General features: G+C 57.0%; 19 protein-coding genes and 3 pseudogenes. 15 read left to right on the top strand and 7 right to left on the bottom strand.

Going from position 1 to position 22,734, the window contains the following annotated elements; all coding sequences use genetic code 11:
* Positions 1-52: 52 nt before the first annotated feature.
* Entirely contained in the window at positions 53-2,296 is a 2,244-nt protein-coding gene (locus FHX06_RS27850; protein WP_409564438.1) for a DUF3604 domain-containing protein, read from the bottom strand.
* Positions 2,297-2,581: 285 nt separating this feature from the next.
* Here FHX06_RS27850 and FHX06_RS27845 point away from each other — a divergent pair, with 285 nt between their 5' ends.
* From FHX06_RS27845 to FHX06_RS27815, 8 genes and pseudogenes are all read left to right on the top strand, one after another.
* Positions 2,582-4,393, top strand: coding sequence for an adenylate cyclase (locus FHX06_RS27845; protein ID WP_183881762.1), 1,812 nt, complete (start codon positions 2,582-2,584; stop codon positions 4,391-4,393).
* A 162-nt stretch (positions 4,394-4,555) separates the two neighbouring features.
* The gene (locus FHX06_RS27840) at positions 4,556-5,839 is read left to right on the top strand and encodes an alpha/beta hydrolase (protein WP_183881585.1); all 1,284 of its coding nucleotides are present in this window, start codon (positions 4,556-4,558) and stop codon (positions 5,837-5,839) included.
* 87 nt (positions 5,840-5,926) lie between these two features.
* Positions 5,927-6,715 carry a hypothetical protein gene (locus tag FHX06_RS27835; protein WP_183881583.1) on the top strand — a complete coding sequence of 263 codons (789 nt, stop codon included), beginning with the start codon at positions 5,927-5,929 and terminating at the stop codon, positions 6,713-6,715.
* Between the two features lie 43 nt (positions 6,716-6,758).
* Positions 6,759-7,556, top strand: a complete 798-nt coding sequence (locus FHX06_RS27830) for a transporter (RefSeq protein WP_183881582.1) — start codon at positions 6,759-6,761, stop codon at positions 7,554-7,556.
* 53 nt (positions 7,557-7,609) lie between these two features.
* Positions 7,610-8,008: a hypothetical protein gene (locus tag FHX06_RS35715; RefSeq protein WP_246715655.1), complete on the top strand. Its 399-nt coding sequence runs from the start codon at positions 7,610-7,612 to the stop codon at positions 8,006-8,008.
* A 163-nt stretch (positions 8,009-8,171) separates the two neighbouring features.
* Entirely contained in the window at positions 8,172-8,522 is a 351-nt protein-coding gene (locus FHX06_RS27825) for a hypothetical protein (RefSeq protein WP_183881580.1), read from the top strand.
* Between the two features lie 36 nt (positions 8,523-8,558).
* A complete protein-coding gene (locus FHX06_RS27820) occupies positions 8,559-8,897 on the top strand; it encodes a DUF2147 domain-containing protein (RefSeq protein ID WP_183881578.1) in 339 nt (112 codons plus the stop codon).
* A 38-nt stretch (positions 8,898-8,935) separates the two neighbouring features.
* Positions 8,936-9,699 (top strand): annotated as a pseudogene (locus FHX06_RS27815) (DUF4239 domain-containing protein).
* Positions 9,700-9,851: 152 nt separating this feature from the next.
* On the opposite strand, the pseudogene FHX06_RS35710 reads toward FHX06_RS27815, so the two are convergent.
* Positions 9,852-10,104 (bottom strand): annotated as a pseudogene (locus tag FHX06_RS35710) (IS110 family transposase); the annotation flags it as partial.
* 82 nt (positions 10,105-10,186) lie between these two features.
* On the opposite strand from FHX06_RS35710, the gene FHX06_RS36210 reads away from it, so the two are divergent.
* The 6 genes from FHX06_RS36210 (at position 10,187) to FHX06_RS27790 (ending at position 14,448) form a co-directional block, all read left to right on the top strand.
* The gene (locus FHX06_RS36210; RefSeq protein ID WP_312866597.1) at positions 10,187-10,618 is read left to right on the top strand and encodes a transposase; all 432 of its coding nucleotides are present in this window, start codon (positions 10,187-10,189) and stop codon (positions 10,616-10,618) included.
* Positions 10,507-10,980: a transposase gene (locus FHX06_RS35700; protein ID WP_312866599.1), complete on the top strand. Its 474-nt coding sequence runs from the start codon at positions 10,507-10,509 to the stop codon at positions 10,978-10,980. The genes FHX06_RS36210 and FHX06_RS35700 overlap by 112 nt, the downstream gene beginning before the upstream one ends.
* A 446-nt stretch (positions 10,981-11,426) precedes the next feature.
* Entirely contained in the window at positions 11,427-11,813 is a 387-nt protein-coding gene (locus tag FHX06_RS27805) for a transposase (protein ID WP_183881576.1), read from the top strand.
* Complete coding sequence (gene tnpB / locus FHX06_RS27800) at positions 11,810-12,163, top strand: IS66 family insertion sequence element accessory protein TnpB (protein ID WP_183881574.1); 354 nt, start codon at positions 11,810-11,812, stop codon at positions 12,161-12,163. Before FHX06_RS27805 ends, tnpB begins: the two co-directional genes overlap by 4 nt.
* 68 nt (positions 12,164-12,231) lie before the next feature.
* A complete protein-coding gene (gene tnpC, locus FHX06_RS27795) occupies positions 12,232-13,767 on the top strand; it encodes an IS66 family transposase (RefSeq protein ID WP_183881572.1) in 1,536 nt (511 codons plus the stop codon).
* 135 nt (positions 13,768-13,902) lie between these two features.
* Positions 13,903-14,448 carry a hypothetical protein gene (locus FHX06_RS27790; RefSeq protein WP_183881570.1) on the top strand — a complete coding sequence of 182 codons (546 nt, stop codon included), beginning with the start codon at positions 13,903-13,905 and terminating at the stop codon, positions 14,446-14,448.
* 212 nt (positions 14,449-14,660) lie between these two features.
* Here FHX06_RS27790 and FHX06_RS27785 read toward each other — a convergent pair whose 3' ends face one another.
* Positions 14,661-14,885 (bottom strand): hypothetical protein, encoded by a 225-nt coding sequence (locus FHX06_RS27785; RefSeq protein ID WP_183881568.1) that lies wholly within the window; start codon positions 14,883-14,885, stop codon positions 14,661-14,663.
* A gap of 137 nt (positions 14,886-15,022) precedes the next feature.
* Here FHX06_RS27785 and FHX06_RS27780 point away from each other — a divergent pair.
* A pseudogene (locus FHX06_RS27780) lies at positions 15,023-15,301 on the top strand (transposase domain-containing protein); the annotation flags it as partial.
* A 600-nt stretch (positions 15,302-15,901) separates the two neighbouring features.
* Here the strand turns inward: FHX06_RS27780 and FHX06_RS27770 are convergent.
* From FHX06_RS27770 to FHX06_RS27755, 4 genes are all read right to left on the bottom strand, one after another.
* The gene (locus FHX06_RS27770) at positions 15,902-16,939 is read right to left on the bottom strand and encodes an IS110 family transposase (RefSeq protein WP_183881566.1); all 1,038 of its coding nucleotides are present in this window, start codon (positions 16,937-16,939) and stop codon (positions 15,902-15,904) included.
* A gap of 172 nt (positions 16,940-17,111) precedes the next feature.
* On the bottom strand, positions 17,112-18,185 hold the full coding sequence (locus tag FHX06_RS27765) for a hypothetical protein (protein WP_183881564.1): 1,074 nt from the start codon (positions 18,183-18,185) through the stop codon (positions 17,112-17,114).
* A gap of 17 nt (positions 18,186-18,202) precedes the next feature.
* Entirely contained in the window at positions 18,203-21,232 is a 3,030-nt protein-coding gene (locus FHX06_RS27760) for a hypothetical protein (RefSeq protein ID WP_183881562.1), read from the bottom strand.
* Between the two features lie 3 nt (positions 21,233-21,235).
* On the bottom strand, positions 21,236-22,228 hold the full coding sequence (locus tag FHX06_RS27755) for a hypothetical protein (RefSeq protein WP_183881560.1): 993 nt from the start codon (positions 22,226-22,228) through the stop codon (positions 21,236-21,238).
* Positions 22,229-22,734: the final 506 nt, after the last annotated feature.

The raw sequence follows: 22,734 nt of genomic DNA, 5'->3' as shown, positions 1-22,734 counted from the left end.
CCCTCCAACCGTGGCCGACCACCGTCAGCGCGCGGTCAACGAAGCTTCCAGCTCAGAACGGTGCTTTCTGCGGGGTCAAGGGATCGAGCATATGCGGCGTCGGCACGACTTCGTAGTTCGCGAAGCCGAACTCGTTGCTGCGGGCGGCGTAGTATTTTTCGCCTAGTTTGTAGACGGTTGCCTCGTAGGGAGCATTGTTGAGGGTGGTGACGATGGCTCCGTCTTTGATGGCATAGGCAGTGCCCTGTCCCGTCAGGCCACCATGCAACACATCGCCGATCTCGCTGGGCTTCGGGATCGAGCCATTGACGTTTCCGACGAGGCGCTGACCGGATGTGGTCCAGGCGACGTTGAAGACTTCACCAGTCACGTTGTTGCGAACCCAGCTCGACTTGCCGACAATGAGGTCGGTGAGTGCCTTGGTATCAAGCGCCGTAGCGCCTTGCTGCTTCAGGTCGGCAACGGTCACACCCTTGTCGGCGGCAGCTCGCAGTTCCTGGGTTGGCGTATACCAGATCGGCGAACTCCACGCGCGTTCCTGAACGGTCGCTGCGACATTGTCGGGGGGCGCAATGCCCAGTTCCTTTGCCTGGATTGTGGTCCAACGAGGTGTCGGGATTTCGAGGGTACGCAGATAGTAAAAGGCATCGAGACTCGGATCAAATTCAGGATCTGTCCAGGAACCCTTCAATTCCACCGAGCCGATGGTGTTGGTGTAGCTGGCATCGGAGATGTTCACGGTGCTGCCGATCGGCGGGACGATACCGGTGAATTCGTCGGGCGTGCGGTTCCCAGCCCAGGCGACGTCGTAGACCTTCTCGAAGCTCTGGCCATGCTTCGACCAGCCCTTGACGATCTGGATGCGGTCGAGATTGCCGGAGGTCGGGTCCTTCACCGCCCACACGGCAAAGGACGGCGCTTTCGCTTCACCAAGCGGCGGCAGGTCGCCGCCCATCGGCACCCCGCCCGCATATGCGCTCTTCACCCAGTCTGGCTTGGCAACATCGGTTGTATTGGCGCCCCCGAAGAACCGAACCTTGATATGGGGTCCACTGGTGGCAAAGGTCTCTTTGCGCTGCATGGCGTCGAAAAGCGAGGCGCGAGTGTTTTCTTCGGCCCATACCCCGGTGAGACCTGCGGGGTTCTCGAGTCTGACATCAAGGCCTGCAAAAACGTAGCCCGACATGCGTTGCTTGATCTCGCCATCGTTGCGCGCATGGCCGCCGTAGAAGTTGTCCTGGCGATAAGGCACGCCCGTATTGTGCGAGTCCGATCCGCCGACGAATCCAGTCTTGTAGGGGTTGAATCCCTTCGCCTCCGCCATCGCGAGGCCATCCTTGAGCGCCTGCCTGATGTAGCTGCCGGAGACGGTCGGGAAGCGGCCCGCCGGATCGCCGAGCAGGTAGGTCAGGATTTCGAAGTTGGCGAACTCGTCGTTGGGAGACAGCGTCGGATGGGTCTCGGACGCGCCCTTGATTTGCTTGATCTCGCTCAGACGCTCGTTACGGTCGCGCGACGCCGCCCAGGCAGCGTCGATAGGACGACCCTTCTCGTCGACGTCGGTCGGAAACATGTGACCGTCGGAGAGATTGGCATTGTGGGAGATTGCCAGAAGGTCGTTGCCTGCCTTGCGCTGGCCATCCATCCAGTTCCAAAGATCAGACGGGTCGCTTGAGTTGATCGAACTGTAGGGTGCTTCCGGGACCTTGGCGCAATCGCGGAAGAAGACGTTGCGGTGCATATTCCGGTTGTTCGGCGTCGAAGTCCACTCATACGAGCAGAAGGCGGTGAACTTGCCAGGCTCGTTCGCCTGATTGGCCATGTCGTTGTTCTGCTTCCAGACGGAACCGGCGACCTGCGGGGATATCAGCTCCTCGATCGGCTTCTTGTCGACGATCGTGCCTCCCAACCAAAGATAGATGCGTGTAATGTCCGCCGGATCACGTACAATCAGCTTTTGCGCGATCGGAAGCTTGCTGATCGCCGAGCCCGGCGTGTTGGCCAGCGCGACGGTTCCGACATACTCGGAATGGTCGGTGACGCCCATCCAGTCAAGCGGTGTGTCGATCTTTATGTCGTATCCGAGCGGATGCTTGATTGTCTCGCCCTTGGCGTATCTGTACGCGTCGGCTGGCGTGCTCTTGGTGTTGCCGAAGATGTAGGCGTCGAACGACCACCCGGTGTGGACGTGCGTTTCACCGAAGTAGGCCTGCCGTTCCTGGGCGGAAGCTCCGGTCGCAACCATTGCGAGGATGGTTGAGGAAAGCAATAGTATGACCCGGTTTGACCTGCGCATGTCTTGCCCTCGATTGCGACTTCGGGATGAAAGTTTCGCGTCAACCTGTGAACAACGGCGCGGAAGCGCAAGGTATGTAACGGTAACATACGGTCGCGCGGCGTGTAGTTTCGGCATAACGAGTTTCGCCATTCCGACAGGAGCCTTTGCTTCGGGGCTCAAGGAACCTCGGGCAGCTCTTCCACTATCTTTATGGACGATGACCAGTTTCTGCAGTAGGTTGCATTCGTAAACGGTAATGTTATTTGCAATAGATGAACCTCAAGAGCGGGTGAGGTGAAGACCGTGCAGAACAAATTGCCACCGGGGGGCGAGGATGCGCCGCCCCTGTTACGTCCTGCTCCGGCTCCGGATGAAATTCGTGGTCAACTCGACCTCATCATCGCCAGTCCCGAATTCCCACGAGTTGGTCGCAGTGCGGCGTTCCTGACCTATGTGACAGAAGAAGCGCTCGCTGGCCGTGCAGAACGCATCAAGGGCTACACGATCGCGGTCGAAGTCTTCAAGCGCAGCGAAGGCTTCAAACAGGACGATCCGGTCGTTCGGATAGAAGCTGGGCGTCTACGGCGTTTGCTGGAGCGCTACTACCTGGTAGCGGGGCAGAATGATCCCATAAGGATCGACATTCCCAAAGGTGGATACGCGCCGTCCTTCGGCTGGAATGACAAAGCCAATGACGTCCCGGTACCCGATGTCACTACACCACCTCGAAGGTCGCGCTTCCGGCTGCCGCACCTGATGCCGTTCGGTATCGGAGCAGGCGTAATGCTCGGCGTTGGCGTTGTCGCTATAACCCTGTTCACATCGCACCTGCTCTCAGGCCGGTCGCACACACTCCTATCCGAGGGAGGCCCGACGCTCGTCGTCGCCCCATTCGCCAATCTTGGCGACGGGCCGCAGGCGGAACTCTACTCGGTGGGCCTGACCGAGGAATTGCTGACAGCCCTCCCTCGCTTCAAGGAGGTGCATGTGTTCGGACGGGAGGCTTCCAAATCCCTATCGCCCGGCGTGCCTGCCTCACAGGTGCGCCGGGAGCTTGGTGCGCGGTTCTTGCTCGCAGGCGGCGTGCGCGTTTCAGGCAATCGGGTGCGCGTGACAGCACGCCTCGTGGATACCGAGACCGACAGGATTCTTTGGTCCAATACCTATGATGACGACACTCACATCCGCGATCTGTTCAGTATTCAGTCCGACGTGGCGAACAAGGTTGCGACCGCAGTAGCCCAGCCGTATGGAATCATGGCGCAGGCGGATACCGTCAATCCTCCCCCTGACGATGTTGGAGCGTACACCTGCGCGTTGGGCTTTTATGCCTATCGTGCGCAGTTAGCGGTAGACCAGCATGCGACCGTGCGGAACTGTCTCGAGCGTGCCGTCGAACGATATCCGTCCTTTGCAACCGGATGGGCGATGCTTTCACTCGTCTACCTCGACGAGGAACGATTTCGATTCAACGCAAGGCCCGGCACGCCGACGCCAGTCGAGCGCAGCCTAAGCACTGCTCGGCGCGCGGTTCAACTGGATGCGGGCAATACCCGTGCGCTGCAGGCCCTGATGACCGCGCTGTTCTTCAGCCAGAAGGTCGACGAGGCGTTGAAGGTCGGCGAAGAGGCGTTGGAGACCAACCCGAACGACACCGAACTTCTGGGCGACTTCGGCACGCGTGTAGCCCAGAGCGGACAATGGGAGCGCGGAGCAGCGTTACTTGATCGTGCCCTTGAGCTCAATCCCGGTGGTGCGGGCTATTATCACGGAATGCGTGCCCTCTCGGCGTATATGCTTCATGACAGAAGAACTGCGCTCATGGAGATCGGTCAGGCGGACCTGCAGAAGTTCCCGCTGTATCACGCGGTTGCTGCAGTCATCTACGCGGATGCGGACATGATGGCCGACGCCCACCTGGAGGCAATGCGGTTTAACGAAATGCGCCCTGACTTCATTCCGAACATCGTGGCCGAACTGAAATCGCGCAACTTCCAGCCCGCGGACCGGGCGAAATTGATCGCAGACATCAGGAAGGCTGGGCTGCCTGCGGTGGATGAGGTCGAGGCGTCGATGGTGCTTCCGACGAACGGGCGACCGGTTCCTCTACCCTAGTCGCTTATCCACCTCAAATATGGCCGTCACGGCACAGAACATACCAGAAGTTACGGGCGCTCTGCGCCTTTGAGAGATAGGTTTTCTTGCCGAAGTGGTTTGTTGGCTTCGGATGTGTCGGTTTTCAATTGAGGGCGATCCGTGGGCAGCATTGGTGGTAGGATGGCGTCGGCTCCAAGGAGCTGGTTTCGTTGGTTTGTTGTATGTGTAGTGGTTGTCCTGCTTCCAGGATGTGGCGGCCATCCGAAGGATGTTTTGACCCCTGTAGCCGACACGTCTCCGCAGTCGCCAAAAGTGGAGATGCTGATCGCCACGACTCGCACCCGTTCGACCCTGCCAGGTGAAATGTTCAATGGAGAACGTGCGCGGACTCCCGCGTTCGCCGACATGACGATATCCATTCCACCGAGCAAGGTTCGCAAGGAGGGAGAGGTCGCGTGGCCGAAGAGATTGCCGTCGAATCCCGCCACTGACTTCGCCACCATCAAGGCCGACGACTTAAACGTTGACGAAGCCAAGAAATGGCTGAGCGCAAGCGTCCGGAAGACTCCGGACGGAAGCGTGCTGGTCTTCATTCACGGCTTCAACAATCGGTTCGAAGATGCGGTCTACCGCTTCGCCCAGATCGTTCATGACTCCGGCGTCCATAGTGCACCCGTCCTGGTGACGTGGCCCTCGCGCGGCAGCCTGCTTGCCTACGGCTATGACCGGGAAAGCACAAATTACACACGCAACGCATTGGAGACGCTGTTCCAATATCTCGCGAAAGACCCGGAGGTGAAGGAAGTATCGATCCTTGCTCACTCGATGGGCAACTGGCTGGCACTTGAATCCTTGCGCCAGATGGCCATTCGCAACGGACGCCTGCCCAAAAAGTTCAAGAACGTGATGCTTGCCGCACCTGATGTCGACGTTGATGTCTTCAGCCAGCAGATCGTCGACATGGGCAAGCAGCACCCTCAGTTCACACTGTTCGTGTCCCGAGACGACAAGGCGCTGGCAGTTTCCCGCCGCGTCTGGGGCGACGTCTCAAGACTTGGCGCTATCGACCCGGAGCAAGCTCCCTACAAGAAGGAGCTGGAGGACAACAAGATCATGGTCATAGACCTCACCAAGATCAAATCCGGTGACAGCATGAACCATGGGAAATTCGCGGAGTCGCCGCAGATCGTCCAGCTTATCGGGCAGCGTATCTCGGAAGGCCAAACGTTGACCGATAGTCACGTCGGACTTGGCGACCAGATTCTTGTCGCAACGACAGGGGCCGCCGCGGCCGCCGGAAACGTCGCCGGACTTGTTCTAGCTGCACCCGTTGCTGTCGTCGATCAGGACACGCGCGACAACTACGCGACCCATGTCGGAAGCCTGGCAGGTGCAGGCCGCACACAGCCGCCCGCCCCAGGGAATTGCGATCCAACCCGACCGGCGCCGAACTGCAAGCACTGAGTGCGCGGCCAGAAACTACTGTAACATACATAGGCAGAGGCGGCTTTTACGGCATATTTCCGGCGGATAGTTAAATCGAGGGACTTCATGCGGGCATTATTGTTGCAGGCGACCGTGTTGTGTGCTGGCTTTGGCGTTGCGTCATCAGTGCAGGCGGCCGACATCGCGCCGGGGATTCCGGAAGCGAAGGTGGTCGAGAGCGAAAACGGATGGACCTACACCGCCGCCCCCTACTTCTGGGCAGCAGGGCTTTCCGGCGACATGGCGCAATTCGGTTTGCCCGAAGTCCACATCGACTCCAGCTTCGACGACATATTGGAGAACCTCGACTTTGCCTTCATGGCGGCTGGCGAAGCCCGGTACGAGCGTTTGAGCATCTTTGCCGACGTCATGTACACCAAGCTCGGAGCAGACGCTCACACGAGAAGGGGCATCCTGGCCGACAGTGTCGATGTGACGGCAAAGACCTTCGCCGGATTGCTCGGGGCTGGGTATTCGGTGCTCGAGAACCAGTCAGGGCATCTCGACGTCGTTGGCGGCGTACGTGTGTGGTCGGTCGACACAACCATTGGATTCAACGGCGGCCTGCTCGGTGGCCGTGAGGCAAACGACGGTGCGACCTGGGTCGATGCCCTCGCTGGTGTCCGGGGCAATTACTTTTTCACGCCCGAAATCTACGTGACTGGCTGGGGCCTGATCGGCGGCGGCGCCGCCGATCTCGATTGGGATGTCTCCCTGGCCCTTGGCCACAAATTCACCGACACGATCTCGGCAGTCGCTGGCTACCGGGCGGTCGGTGTGAACTACAATAACGACGGGTTTGTCTTCGACGTCGTCGAGCAGGGACCGATTATCGGCGTAGCGTTTCACTTCTAAGCCGACGCTTGCATAAGATCGTGGATCAATGGAGACGGCATCGATGAATAGAGCGGCTTACGCTGCCACCCTGCTGGCTCTCGGGCTGGGTCCCGGGTTGGCGAACGCCCAGTCGAATGAAGACCTGGCGAAGAAGCTCTCCAATCCGATCGCCTCGCTGATCAGCGTCCCCTTCCAGTTCAACTACGATCATGGGTACGGCCCCGACGATGGCGACAAGGCGACGCTGAACATCCAGCCTGTCATTCCTTTCGCAATCAACGAGGACTGGAACGTTATCTCGCGCACCATTCTTCCTGTCACGTGGCAGAATGACATTGCCGGGCCATCGGGAACACAGTTCGGTCTGGGCGACATCACCCAGAGCTTCTTCCTTTCGCCTTCTAAACCAACCGAGAGCGGAATTATTTGGGGTGCGGGACCGGCGTTCCTCATTCCGACGGCGACGGACGAGTTGCTCGGTACCGGCAAGTGGGGCGCAGGCCCGACGGCGGTCGTTCTTAAGCAGGAGGGGCCATGGACAGTCGGGATGCTCGGGAACCACATTTGGTCGTTCGCGGGTCAGAGCGATCGGCCGGACGTGAGTTCGACATTCCTCCAGCCGTTCATCTCCTACACGACCAAGGATGCCTGGACGCTCTCGCTGAATACCGAATCCACCTACGACTGGGAGACGAACGACTGGTCCGTTCCAATCAACTTCACGGTCGCCAAGTTGATCACCATCGACAAGCAGCCGATCAGTCTAACGGCGGGCATGCGCTACTGGGCGGATGCGCCGGACAACGGCCCCAGCGGTCTGGGCTTTCGGGTGGCTCTGACCTTCCTGTTTCCGAAGTAAGTCCTGCTATCGCCAAAGGCGGTGGAGCACCCCAATCCAAAGTGAGATCACAGATGAACTTTCTCAAGTCCACCGCCAATCTACTCGCAACGATATCGATTCTGATGCTGGTCGCCGCGCCAATGTTCGGCGCCTCGCCTGCGGACGCGAGACGGGCGGCCGCCGCGTGTGGACCTAGAGGTTGTGCGGCAGCGGCGTGTGGACCACGCGGCTGCGCTGCCGGGGCACGAACAGCTCCAGCCTATCGTCCGGTGCCGCGCCGTGGCGTCGTTGTCGTCGCTCCCCATCGCTACTGGCGGCCAGGCGGCGCGATCGCTGCAGGCGCCGCGATAGGCTTCATCGCCGGCGCAACAGCGGTATCAATAGCCGGCACGCCTCCCAAACCGGGATATTGCTGGTATTACACAACTCCCGCCAGAACGACTGGCTTTTGGGACGTGTGCCCCTCGTAAAGTGGGAGAGGACACAGATCGGATGAAGACTTCGCGGGCACGATATTCATGGCTCCTGACCACGCAGGCGATTGGGTCCACAGCTCTGCTGAGCCAATGTTATCCCTTGTATGCTCGGTTTCTTGACGATCCGGGTCACGTGCAGGTGTATGCGGATACGCCGATGGTCACGGTCATTGCGTCGAGCGTCACGCTCGTGCAAGGCTCGCATTGGTATCGGGTATTCAAGGTCCCCTTGCCAGAGCGAGACACCCACGTCGTGTTGGGTCAGCTAGTCCTCTTCGTCAGCCGCCTCGCCTTCATCATCGCAAGCGCCCTGTTTTCATTGGTGCTCTTCCGTCATCTTCCGGAGATCGATTTCGGCCGGAACGGGAGTGGGTTCGTCTGGCGCGGGCTCCTCCTTCTCGCGGTGCTGTTCTCCGTTTTCTGCTTCACAACCGAATTGGAACGCCTTGGCCTAGCCCTCCGAGGTCAGGAGCGAACGCCAGACAACGACGACCGTGCCCGACATTGAAACTGATGGAATTTCAATCCAACAAAGGAAAACACTATGAAGCGCATGTTTATTGCCATCGTCGCACTCGCTGCCGGGCCCGCGATCGCCCATGCAGAAGATCCAATCGTCGGAAACTGGAAAACGGAGCTTGGAGACACCGCCGCGATCACGTCCTGCGGTAGCGGCTACTGCATCACGCTTAAATCCGGCAGGCATGCCGGAAAGCAGATCGGCACCTTCAGGGGCAAGGACGGCAGCTACGAAGGCAAGATCACCGATCCCGACGCCAACAAGACATACGACGGCTCTCTGACCGTATCGGCCAATGCACTGAAGCTGAAGGGCTGCGTACTGAAGGTCGTCTGTGAATCGCAAACCTGGCCACGCCTCTGAGACCATCAGGAACCACCACGACAGGGGAGATTGTGAAGATGGGCTCCATCTTGATCGGCGGGGCTGTCTTCGCGAGCCTTGTCGCCGCCACGCTGATCGGCATGGCTTTGCGTGCCCGCTTGCCGGAGCACCATCTGGACGCCGCCTCCAAAGATGTGATCCGATTGGCGACGGCTGTCGTTGGAACGTTGTCGGCGCTGGCCCTCGGCCTCCTCATCGCGTCTGCGAAGACCGATTTTGACGGTGCGGACGCGGAACTTCGAAGCTCGATCGGCCGTGTCGTTCTGCTCGACCGCATCCTGGCCCAGTACGGCGACGAGACCTCGGAGGCGCGCGGCCGTTTGCATGAGCTCATAGAGACCAGGCTGAAAAGCGGTTGGAGCGGCAAGAATGAGGACGAGGCGGCTGGCAATCCATATGACGTATCGCAGACTGTCGAGCCGGTACAGGTCGCAATCCGGGCATTGACACCGGCGGACGACGCTCGTCGCATACTTCAGTCCCGCGCCCTGGTGGTCAGCGGCGAAATCGCGGAAGCGCACTGGATGGCCGTGGAATCTGGCACGGAAGGACTCCCGACCGCATTCCTGATGATCCTAGTGTTCTGGCTGGCAGGCTGTTCGCGACGTTCGGGCTTCAGGCGCCGCCGAATCCCACGGTCTTCTGCATCATCCTTATATGTGCGATCTCTGTTGCGGGGGCGGTATTTCTGGTCGTGGACATGGCGCATCCGTACGTCGGCGTCGTTCATGTCTCGGACGAGCCGTTGAGGTCCGCCCTCGGGCATATTGGCACGCAGTGAAGGCGATCAGGGTGCTTGAGGATCGCGACCTGCGACAATCTTCAAAACTGCAATCCCACTACGGCGGAAGCTCGATCATGCCCGCCTTGCCCATGGCGCGCCTCCAATCCCGGACCTCTGGCAGAAAGTGGTGACGGCGTGCGACCTCATCGGCCCGACTGACAGCGGCGCGTGGTCAGCCCGAGCCAAGCGCCAACTGAGCGCGAAGTTCCGAAGTTTTCCGGGTCCTCGATTGCCGCGCCGCTTAATAAGGTGACGGTCAAGTATGGCCGCACGCTTGCGGATGTCGTGCCACGCATCAAGTAAGGGCAAAACGATCTGTGCCAGAGAGGTCTGCCTCTCCAGAAGATCCCGAACATGGGCATCAAACACGCGACCTGTGCCTTTGGGGACGATAAGGCCGAACGGCGATGTCACGTTGTCGGTGGCTTAACGGTCGGCGGATAATTGGGCAGGGAAAGAACTCGCCGATGATCAGTTACAAGATGTGCGCCCTTTCGTGAAGCGTCAGAAAAACGACGCTGCTGATGCGGAAGCGATTGTCATCGCGGCACGACAGCCGGAAATGCGTTTTGTCGAACCTAAAACACCGGATCAGCAAGCGCGGGCTGTTCTATTTCGAGCGCGAGAACGCATTGTCCATCAACGCACGGAACTGGTGAACGCGCTACGCGCAATGCTCTATGAATATGGGCATGTCGTTCCTGTGGGCCTCGGACAGGTCAAACGGTTGGAAGCAATATTGAACGACGCGGCTAGGGATCTCCCCGATCTCGTACGCGAAGAGGCCATGATCTCTTGGCACAAATCGGTGAAAAGACCGTCAGAATTGACAACAAGACCCAGAAGCTGGCCTCTCTCGCCAAGCAGACCGATGTGGCGCGGCGTCTTCAGACTATGCCGGGTATCGGGCCGATGACCGCTGTGGCGGTCGAAGCTTTCGCGCCAACGATGGAAAACTTCAAATCGGGGCGCAACTTTGCCGCCTGGCTTGGCCTCGTGCCGCGACAGTTTTCGTCCGGCGGCAAGGAAAGGCTGGGTAAGGTCTCGAGGGCCGGCCAGGTCGACATTCGTCGGCTGCTGATCATCGGTGCCATGGCTCGCGTGAATTGGGCGAGCCGCAAGGCAACATCCACTGATCCCTGGATGGTGCGTATGCTTGGAAGAAAGCCCCGAATGCTGGTGGCGATCGCGCTGGCGAATAAGATGGCGCGTATGATCTGGGCGATGCTGACGCGGCAAGAAGATTATCGGAATCCGGGGTTGCCGGCGGCTGCATGAATGCAGCTATTGTCAATGCCGGCCAACAGGTGTGAGAAGTCGATGACCTGAACGGGCGCAAGATCGAACGATCGGGCTCAGGAAAACCAGTACTGCTCTTCGAGCTCAGAGCTCGTGAACAAGATTTGGACCTGATCCGCTGATCACCATCCCGGCCAGCGGTCGCTGAAAACGCCGCAAATGAAGGCCTGACAGAAGACCGCATTCGATCACACGTTCAAAAGGTAAGAAACGACTTGCACAACGGGCGGCAACCACAGAAGAGCAGTCCGAAATCGATGGGATGGAAGGCTCCCGCTCCCCCGGTGCTAGAATGGCATCGGTTAGGATGGACAAACAGGGAGCGTTCGAATGCAAGAGATCTGTAACCGGTGTTCCATTCCCACGTTGTCCTCGCCGCCCTGATCTGTGATCGCCTGTCCATGGACGAGCAACGGGAGTTTCTCATGGAGACTACATTGGAGTTTCTCACAACCAGGAAGTCTGGACGTGAGAGCCACCGACATTGGCCTGATAAGGTCAAGGCGCAGATCGTATCGGAAAGTCTTCGGCCCGGCGCGAAGGTGAATGAAGTCGCCGAACGCTTTGGATTGCGGGCGAACCGTTTGTCGACTTGGCGAACTATGGCCCGACAGGGCAAGTTAGTTCTACCTGCACCCGAGGATGCGGTCGAGTTCGCAGCGGTGATTGTTGACTCACCCGTTCGGGAACCGTCGATCAAGGAAGTTAGTCGCCCCGAGATCATCGTTGGCGCTGTTACGATTCGTCTGGAAGAAGGTGCGTCTGCCGCTCGGATCGCCGCTGTCGCGCGTGCCTGCGTGGGTCCGGCATGATCTTTCCGTCGAACCGCGTTCGGATCATGGTGGCGACAAAGCCCGTCGATTTCCGCAAGGGCCACGATGGACTGGCCGCGTTGGTCAGAAACGAGCTGCACAAGGACCCTTTTACAGGGACGGTCTTCGTATTCCGCTCGCGCAAGGCGGATCGCCTGAAGCTGATCTACTGGGATGGCAGCGGGCTGGTGATGGCCTACAAGCGGCTGGAGGAGCACACGTTCACCTGGCCGGGCATCAAAGATGGCCTGATGACGTTGGGCCATGCTCAGTTCGAGGCGCTGTTTGCAGGCCTCGACTGGCGTCGTGTCCGTTCCGTGGAGGCAAGAGCGCCGGATGCCATCGAATAGATGCGGCACGATGACTCGGGCGGTAAATTCCAACGGCGAAGCGACGTTGGTTTTGATAGACGTTCACCATGTTGGACGCCGCCGATCTTCCCGACGATATTGCTGCGCTAAAGGCGATGCTGATCGCGGCGCAAGCGCGGGAAGTTCGCAAGGATGACCGGATCGAACGGCTGGAGAAGCTGGTCGCCGCTTTCAAGCAAGCGGCCTTCGGTCGCAAGTCCGAGAAGGCCGATCCCGAGCAATTCGACCTCGCACTCGAAGACCTGGAAACAGCCATAGCGGCCATCCATGCCGAAGATGAAGCCGATAGCCCTTCTGGGAAGCCGCACCCCAAACCCCGCGCCATCAATCGCGGTTCTCTGCCCGCCCACCTTCCTCGCGTCGAGGAGATCATCAAGCCGGAAAACCTGATCTGCGCTTGCGGCGGAGGCTTGCATTGCATCGGTGAGGACGTCTCCGAGCGGCTGGATGTCATTCCGGCGCAGTTCCGTGTCGTCGTCACCCGTCGCCCCAAATATGCCTGCCGTTCTTGCACCGACGGCGTTACTCAGGCTCCAGCGCCTGCACGACTGATCCCGGCCGGGTTGCCCACGGAGGCAACCATTGCTCATGTGCTTGTGTCCAAATATGCCGATCATCTGCCGCTTTACCGTCAGGCCCAGATCATGAGCCGCCAAGGCATTGATCTTGATCGATCCACTCTGGCAGATTGGGTGGGTCGCGCTGCTTTCGAACTGCGCCCGGTCTTCAACGCTCTGATCGCCGATCTGAAGCGATCGACAAAACTATTCATGGACGAGACCCGTGCGCCGGTGCTCGATCCCGGCTCCCGTAAAATCAAGACCGGATACTTCTGGGCTCTGGCCCGTGATGACCGACCGTCGGGCGGAGGTGCGCCGCCGGGGGTGGCCTTCACCTATGCACCCGGTCGCGGCGGGTTACATGCCGAGCGGATATTACAAGGGTTCGCGGGCATCCTTCAGGTGGACGGCTATGCCGGATATAATCGGCTGATCGCACCGGACCGTGTCGGTCCCGACATCCGGCTAGCCTATTGTTGGGCGCATGCCCGGCGTAAACTGGTCGAGATCACCCGCAACGGCTCGGCACCGATTGCCGTGGAAGGCGTGAAGCGGATCGGCGAACTCTATCGCATGGAAGACGAGCTGCGGGGTCTTTCCCCAGAGGCTCACCTGGCCGGGCGGCAGGAACGATCAGCGCCATTGATCGCCGACATGCGGATGTGGCTGACGCAGCATCGCGCCCGCGTCGCTGGCAAGTCGCCGCTTGGCGAAGCTCTGGCCTATATCGCCAAATACTGGGACGGCCTTTGTGTTTTCCTGACCGACGGCCGCATCGAGATCGACAACAACACCGTCGAGAGAACCATCCGACCGATAGCATTAAATCGGAAGAACGCTCTCTTCGCCGGTCACGACGCCGGGGCCGAGAACTGGGCCACCATCGCCTCGCTCATCGAAACTTGCAAGCTCAACGCCGTCGATCCGCTTGCCTACCTGACCAGCACGCTCACCGCCCTAGTGAATGGCCACAAACAGAGCCGAATAGATAACCTCCTACCTTGGAATTATGCGGTGGAGTAACGCGTGCGTTGTAGACGCCCGTCGGCCCGAAGCAGACTTGAGCATTGATTAACCCAACTGCGTTGCGCACGCTGGAAGAACCCAGCTCTGACATGCATATTCCGCAAATCGGGACATTAAGGCCAAGGAAATGCTATGAGGCGCTGGTTCTTGCGCGCAAGGTTTGTGCTTTCGATCGCGTTTCTCGCCGGTCTCTTCTGGTCGAGCGGGATCATTATGCATCTCGGGTACGAATGGCTCGCAACGCTGTCCGACAATAATGCACGCGGATCACCTTATCAGGCCCTCTCTGCCGAACAGAAAGTCCACTGCGGAAGCATAACGTCGCAAGCCATCATCGCAGGGGCGATAGGGCGCTACGTTGAAGCGGGCATAGCTCACGAAAGCGGCAATCAGCGGGCGGAAAACAATCCATGGCGGTATACGTCCATCGCCAATTTCATGAACATCAATCCGGATTGTTGCAGCGTACTAGCGCGAATTCCTGGCGACTATTCTCTAGAAACGCAGAGGTTGGGAGCGCCGCATTTGGCTCCTCCGAAACTATACGCGGTGAAAATGGCCTTCAAGGAATGGCAGAGCGATGATCACACGTTCACGAAACACGATGTCGTTTTAGTGAACTGCTTTGGGGAAGCCACCGGAGGCATCAGCTTTGATTTGCGGCGAGGTATTTTTTGATCGGTTGTGGAGCATAGTTGCCGCATCCCATCATGGATGCAATCATAGGATTTTAGTCAAGGTGCGAGCGGCACGTCGCTTTCGTTGCATGGCCGACCTGACCGCCACACTCGCCTCCATCGCAAATGACAAGCAGAGCCGGATCGATGTGCTGATGCCTTGGAATTATTCGCGGTGGACAGGCGGCTAAAATCTGCAGTCGGCCGAAGCGGTCAAGCGTCCCTTCGCAAAATCTCGTCAAGAACGCTTTCGTTTAGCACCTCCTCGTTACCGACAAAGCGAGACACCTCGACGTGGTCATCCTCGAAGACGGTAATCTCAACACGCTCGCCCACAACGGTGGCCGTAATGTCAATCGTATCAGAGCGATACCTGCCGATGAAATAGTGCACTTTCGCTTCATCTAAGCGCTTTAGGACCTCAAATACCTTAGACATCGACGTGACCTCGTGCGCTTGCCTCACAGCCACGAACCTTAGCTATTCCGCAGATGACCGCAATTGGCTCGTTGTTGTCCCTAATGTTGCAACGGTAGCTTTCGGAGCGGCCTCCGAGGTCAACGTGCAAGCTAAACACCGCTTACACCGAAGGCAGGATGCCGATCGATAACAACATCCTGGAACGCGAGATCAGAGTTTTTGCGACCGGAAGAAAATCGTGGCTGTTCAGCGATACCGCCGACGGCGCAAAGGCCAGCGCTGTGATTTACAGTCTGATGCTGACTTGCCGCGCCTGTGGCGTCGACCCGCTATCCTGGCTGCGCCACCTCCTCACTGAGTTGCCTCAGCGCCAAGAAGCCGCCGACATTCGCGACCTGCTGCCGTTCAATTACTCCAAGACAACTGCGGCCTGATAAAGCTGGCTATCGCTACCCAGCTAAGCGCGAGTATCCGTCAACTGCCGTCAATGCGCGTCGAAAACCGCGCTTACGTTCTACCCGCCACGCTCTTCAGATGTAACGGAAGGCGAACCGCCGCCGCCTTTCCGGAGTGTTTACTGCCGCTTCTTCCGCCAGGGCGCATTCTTCTGCCAGTCGCCGGCCATGATGCTTCCGTAGGGGATCACCTCGTCGACCACTTCGGCCAAGCCATAGTGCTCGAACACGCTATTCTCAGAGGCTTAGCTGACTTTTGGGGTGTTTGAAACACCGGACCGAAGGTTCGCATCCCTTATGTGGACGGCCCCCGACCCGCAAGATATTTCGAGATAATTTGATCTGATCGCTTGCGTCCATATGTCCGGCCTGTTGTTGCGTTCGCGCATGAACGCTGGCCAAGATGGTTTCCGCAACACAGGTCCCAAACATCAAGGCGGCCTTGACGGGCCGAAGGGATCACCGGGGTGTCCAGTGTCCCGGATCGATCGATCACACCATCTGCTATTATCTTGCAAGTTGTAGTATTGTCTACACGTGATGAAGATCAGGATACAGTTGGTTCTTGCTTCCCAGTCTTCATGTGGCGCACCCGTTCAAAGCCGGTACCGATTGTGCGCTGTACGTTTCTCCGGAGACCATGAGTTTCCAAGCTATGCGCGCCATTTTGTTGGCGAGTGCGACAGCTGCCAGTTTAGGCGGCTTGCGCCTGAGCAGTTCCGCCAACCATCGAGAGGCCTTGCCAGATCGCCGCGCGTGATGAATGACAGCGGTTGCTCCATTCACCAGGATAGCCCGCAGAGCTTCATCGCCGGCTCGCGTGATACCACCGAGACGCAGCTTTCCGCCGGTCGAGTGATCTTTTGGCGTCAACCCTATCCAGGCTGCGAACTGGCGGCCAGATTGAAAGAGCTCCGGAGCGGGTGTCTTCATGATCAAGAGAGCCGAACCAATTGGGCCAATACCGGGAATGGTGTTGAGGCGTATGCTGCGTTCGTCGTTGCGCTGCCATGCCTTTACCTTGGCCTCCACATCCGCAATCTTCTTCTCCAGTTCAGCATATTCCTCGGCCTGGCTCATGAACAATTCCTGCGCGAGCTCTGGCACAGTTTTCTCAACTTTTATCCTTTCGAGCAGCATCGGAATATGTGCTAGCCCCTTAGCTGCGGAAATGCCGAATTCATTGGCGTAACCCCGTATAGCGTTGGCGAGTTGGGTCCGGTTGGCTATCAGACGGGTACGGACGCTGATCAGCATGAGTGCTGCTTGCTCATCAACTGTCTTGACCGGAACAAACCGCATCGTTGGGCGGGCCATCGCCTCGCACAGCCCTTCGGCGTGGGCAGCGTCATTCTTGTTCCGCTTAACGTAAGGCTTGGCGAGTTGTGGTGCGATCATCTTCACCTCATGTCCAAATGAGGCGAGTAACCGCGCCCAATGATGGGAACCACCGCAGGCCTCGATCGCGACCGAAGTAGGCGGGCAAGTCGTAAAGAAGTCGATCATCTCCTTCCGTCGCATTTTCTTCCGCAAGACTGGCTCTTCTCCGGCATTCACGCCATGCAACTGGAAGACATGCTTTGACGTATCCATGCCAATACGAATAATCTTGTCCATGGGCGGCCCCTTCGATTGAGATCTCAACAGCTCATTCTGGCACATTTCGATGCCGTTCAGGGGCCGTCCACTCCAACATCAAGAGCCAAGAAGCGACCGAGCGCGGCGAAAAGTTCCCCTCCACGACGAACTCGTCCTTTAGACAGTCTCCAAGTCAAACGCGAGGTCCGACTCAAAGCGCTAATCTCTCAACGGCATTATTGAGAGCAGCGGTGTCAGAGGAAACTATCGTTTCTTTATCGCCAATTGGCATTGATCCGAGCCTTTCCGCCCGTTTCTTTTCAACTTCAAACTCAGCCAGCCAAGCCTCAAAAAGGTCTCCAGCTTCCTGCTGAGTGATATCAGGGGACTTTCTCATTTGCTGGTACGCGGCAACAAGATTTGCCTTTGCCCGCTTCAGGCCATCTTCCCCGTCGGAAAGTGCATTCATCGCGTCCACCTTTAGAGAGTAGAACGGGAGTAGGCTCTCATCACCACGTGCGTCTGAGCCTGTGACACTCAGCAAGACGAAATCAGACTCTCGATACGGCAAATCTTCCGAGTTATGCTCCATAAAAAGGCGTCGATTTTTTACTTTTAACAATGCAGGGTTCTCGGGTCTGGGCGGAGTAATTAATGCCGAATACCCTGCGCGGAAGCCTTCTATCGGCGAAACCGCCAAAGAAAGCCGATGCCCCGCCAAATAGGTGGTTTCACTTAGGCTCAGAAGCCCTTCAAGCCCCTCCAGAATCGCGCCTCCCGTTTTTGCGATCATCTGCATTTCCCCGGGAGATCCTAGGGCGTTGGCGAGACTATCAACCACTTTGAGAAGCGTCTTGACATAGTTTGCGCGTTGAACTCGATAGAAGCCGACAGAGATGTCGACGTCTCCCCCTTTATAGGGATGAGGACCGACGACGCGCGTGTCGAGAAGCACAACTCCATGCTTCGGCTGATCGGATGCCTCCTGTTTTTTAATTAGGTTAGGGCCGATCACCGATGGGATTACGACCCTCTCCGATCCATGATTGAATTCAGTAACAATCACGACCAGCGGGTCATAGACGGTCCACCACTGGCGGTTCTCAGCAAGATGCATTTCGCTAACGCGAATTGTGAAATACTCTTGGTCACGGCGGATCGGATAGCCAGTTTCATCTCGAGGTTCACACCGGTCTTGCGAAATTTTTTCCACGGAAGGGAGCTGCATCGCACCGGATCTAATAACATCCCAAAAATCTATAACTGGACCGAAAGCGTTCCTCATTACCTAGCCCTCCAAGTTCAGGCGCACGGTTGCCGCCGATCATCGGCGATCTCGAAAAGTTGTGCTTCCGCTTCAGTGAATTTACCGCCGCTCTCATCCGATTTGACTACCCGGCATGCCTCCGCTCGCAATGTTTCAACGTCCGAATTCAAGATCCAATCTCGCCAGGATTGCCGCAAATCCCAAATGCGCACCTGCACCGGACCAGTGAATTGGCGTTGCTGCTGCAAAATCAAAAATTCACCGTCCGAAGTAAATTGGAGCTTGGTGCCACCGCCACCGCTCAGCAATGGCCCACCGACAATTGGATAAGCGTCGTTGGTTCCATCCCTAGTCTCAACCACCCACACACCGTTTGAAGCAAGCCAAGCGGCACGCCACGCACTTTTGGTCTCAGCAGCAGCAAGCAGGGGCGGTAACATGCCGAGGCTCGCAGGCAGAACCTGCAAATTCGAATCCACCTGACGGACATTGTATCGTTGCACCCGTAGGTCATTGGGATTGCTCCATATCTTTGCTAGATCGAAGATATAGAACGAAGGCCCATCGAACTTAAATATCCCGGCCCCTTGGTTTGCTGCGAATGCGAACGTTGATCGCCTCCTGTCGGGCAAGCCAGGTTCGGAATGTACAATAGCTACGGGTATGCGGCGCTCGCGGACCTCATTTCGGCCGAGCTTGCTTGCCACATCGCCGATCACAAGATCCAACTGTGAGAGCCCTCCTTCGTCCCTTTGCGCTCGCCCACGGCCCGCAAAGCTAAGCACCGCATCAGGCTCGATTGGTAATCCCGCCGTAAACGATGCGATCTTGGACTCACCTAGAAAACCGTACATTTGATCGGTTTTCGGTATGTCAGACAACACAGGAGGGAAGCCCGTTACTGGACGCTCCGTGAGTAGGGGCGGATCCTCGTCCGGGATTGCAATAGTATTCTTCGCAATATCTGCAGCATCGAGCCTGATGATACGCATGCTGGTCTTTTGGTTCTCGAATGCCAGGCGTGTGCCCTGTAGTTGCCCGCTAACAATATCGAACCGAGGGGGGAACCCCACCTTCAGGCGCTCAGGTAAACTACCCGAGAGATCTCGCTCAACTACAGCCCCGGCCGCGTTCTTGAAGAACAAGACGCCCCGATGAACCGCAACCGGACCAAGTGCAGAAACGAAACCGGTCGACGAACTGATAAAACCGGTTGCCTGCGGCTTCACGAAGTTGAAGCCTTCGTCACCGAAATTCGGATTGGATTGGATCTCGGGTCCGTTGGGAAAGTGTAAAACCTGAAGCTTACGATCTCCAAGTAGTGCTACCCGATTGGCGCCAGGATCAAGCCCGACGGCACGGTAGCTTCCAGAGAACCATGGGACGCGAAGCATCACTTGACGAAGTTGCTCAATTGTAGACCGTTCGATGTCACCATTTCCCCCGGCTAACCTTTCCACGAGCAGCGGTGGCTTTGTGGTGGCATCTAGGTTGGAGATTAAGAGGAGCAGACTAAGCCGAAAGTCACCGGCGGGAGAGCGTGCGGCAAATGCATTCGTAAGGTTCGTCGCCTTATTTTTTGACTTAAGCGAAGCAACCGCTCTATCGTACGCGACGTATGCTACCACGGCAGCGATGGCGGTCAGCAAGGCGACCATGAACGCCGCTGCGTAAATAATAAGCTTGCGCTTCCCCGCCTCTTCGGTTTGGACTTTCAGCGCTCCCTGCCGCTCGTCATGCCACCTTGATAGCGCTACAGCGAGCATATCGTGCTTCAATGAGAATGTGCGAGGCCTATCCGGAGGCTCTCCCCTTAACAGAGGGGCAGGGTCTTGCGTCAGCTTTCTCAGGATCCGTGGGATATCACCTGTTATCCCATTTACCTTCGCTTTTAAAACCAGGTCCTCGAGTGTCTCGTTTAGCGAAACGATTGTGCCTCCGCCCTGACGGCTAACAAGCGAATGGAGGACCTGGTACCACTTGTCTGTCTGTGCGCCTGAGATGGCGCCAGTGCATTCCAGGCCGTGCTGAAAATACGCGCGGAGAATTCCCCGGACTCCACCCTTTTCAGTATATTCTCGAAGGGAAATTTTGCGATTGCCGTTTCGCCGACATTCATGAAGGCTCGAGCATACTACCTGCAATGCGGGCATAACAGATGCGTGGGGGAATTCCCCTAGCAAGTCCGCCACTATTGTTTCTACAACATTGGGGTCAAACCCAAAATTATATACTGACTTTCCGTTGATGCCGACCGCGCGGGTCGGGGCCAAAATTACTCGGATCAGTGCATCGCGCTCTCTTACGGGCCGAAGCAAATAGGGCGCTATCCCGCCACTTCGTGGTCGGTCACTTAAACGATTGTCTGCAATTTTGAGTTCGTCTCGAAAGCGGCCGTAGTACTCCGTGCGCATCGCAATCAAGATTCGCAGGTCCGCGTTCCGGAGGTAAATTTTCTCGAGAAATCCAAAGAAGGCGGCCGATGATTGGTTCCCCTCCAGTTGACCGGTGGTACGCGTGAGAACCTCCTCTGCCTGATCCAAGACTAAAACAAGCTTTCCAGGGAGATCGGCAGCGATTTTGATAAGAGCCTCAACAATCCTATCGACCAGTGCGGCCGGTCCTATAATTTGAGCATCATTCAGCAGATTGGTAATCACCTGACGCTTTTTTTCATCGATCCCCACATCGCTCGCCGTTCCACCCAGGAGAGGAGTCTCTTCACCCACGGCACGCAAGATCGTCCCAGCGATTTCAAGCATAGGATTCGATGTGCATCGGATGACGCTATCCCCACAGTTGAAGAAATAGCAGTGTTTTCGGTCATCGCTGCCCATGCCCGAATTAGATTTTAGGTAGGGGATGAGTCCGGCGCGTAGGAACGATGATTTGCCCGCCCCGCTCGAGCCTTGAAGCACGATTATTTTCACGCCATAGCTTAAAAGGAGATCCGCGCAATCCCGAACATGTTGCTCTCGTTCCCCAAAGAGGGGTGCATCTACCTCGCGGTAGTAAGCCAGACCTTTATAGGGTTTTTTCGGCCACTCGCTGAAAAACTGGTCCATGGCTCATGCCCTCATCAACTCAGTCAGCGGCTGAGTGAGGTGGAATCGTCGATCGGCATAGCAGGTGTAAAATAGATTTAGTGGGAATAGATCAGGATCGTACCGCATCGACTCGAATGCGTCTCCCAACCGCGCTCCATTCGCGCAGAGTTCCCACATAAGGCGTGTACCACACCGAAGTGCATAGGTATTGAGGATTTCGGCTTCAGTTCCGATCATGCCGCAGAAACCTTTTCTGGCGATGACCGACAATAGGGAAGCACCCTCCTTTCCGCTTGCCGACAAACAGCAATTCAAAATTAAAAGCGTTGGATGTTCGCTGCCGCCTTTTTCCAATATTTCGGCGATCGTTAAGCAATCCTTTTGAGAACAATTACTAAGTTCTATGCTATCGCCGTCGGAATGCGCGAAAACGAAAATAATGTTGTCCATTTCTCGGATGTCACGCCATGCGATGGCAGTTTCATTCCAATCTAATTTCGTGCCGACATCTACGTTCAACAGCCTTTTCAGATGCTGGAGTTCTGCTTCTAGTAACTGAGCTTCCATAATGCTGGCGGCATTGCCGAGCGCTGTTTCGTGAAGTGCGTAAAGCGCTTTAAAGGCATTTGGGTCGGCACCTAACTCGCCCTCGCAACCTCCCCCTTCCACGAACATCGTCAACTTAAAACGAAAGAGCCAGAAGTCAGCAAAGTCATGAACAGAAGGCTTACCGTTTATAACGGTTGGCAAGATCTCGGCGTCAAACAAGAAGCCAAGGGGCAATGTGACTTCGCCATCGTTGCAAAATACATTGAGGGGTGTTCCAACTGGTAGGCCCTTGATTACGCTTTCGAGAGCTTCAGCGCCTGCCGCATCAGCGCGGAAAATGGCGCTTCGCAACATGCGTCCCTTTTCCTTTAAATTCTGCAAGGCGTCACGATACCGCCCCCAGCCTGGATCTCTCGCCTCCTCCATCGTTGGATTTTGTCGGACGTATTCATTTAGTGCGTTCAAGGCCTCCCGTACTCGCCGGCTACGGTCTCGGAGAGTTGCCGACGGCAACCGCAGCGGCTTTGAATAAGGTCCCGTCGTCTTCCACCTCAACTTAGTTTCACTGTCATTGGGTGAGAGATCAAAGTGCAGTTCTTGACTCATGGAGCGCCCCACTCATTTCAGCAAATTGGCGTCGGCAAGTTATGTCTGGCTTCGGTTCGCCCAAACGCTGGACGAGGCGCTACCGCTCGGAGCAATTTGCTCAATTCGTTGAAATTGTCTCATTTGCGGACAAAGCTTCGCTCTCCCTCAACCTACGGGCTGCATTGCCATCGAAATGCATGCTTATATATGATCGCAGACAATACTCGTTTGCATTGTTATTTTCAACCAGAATCAACTCGAAACCGTTCAATAAATTTAGTTTTTACTATCGGTCTTCTCAACCGTACTAAGAAAGACGTACATTGGTCGCGAATAGATTAAAGATACTGGCAGCATTTCTTCTGATTAGAAGGCGGCCATTC

Source organism: Rhizobium sp. BK512, from assembly GCF_014194915.1.
GTDB lineage: Bacteria > Pseudomonadota > Alphaproteobacteria > Rhizobiales > Rhizobiaceae > Rhizobium.
The sequence above is the reverse complement of the archived record's forward strand: the minus strand, read 5'-3'. Positions and strand labels throughout refer to the sequence as shown.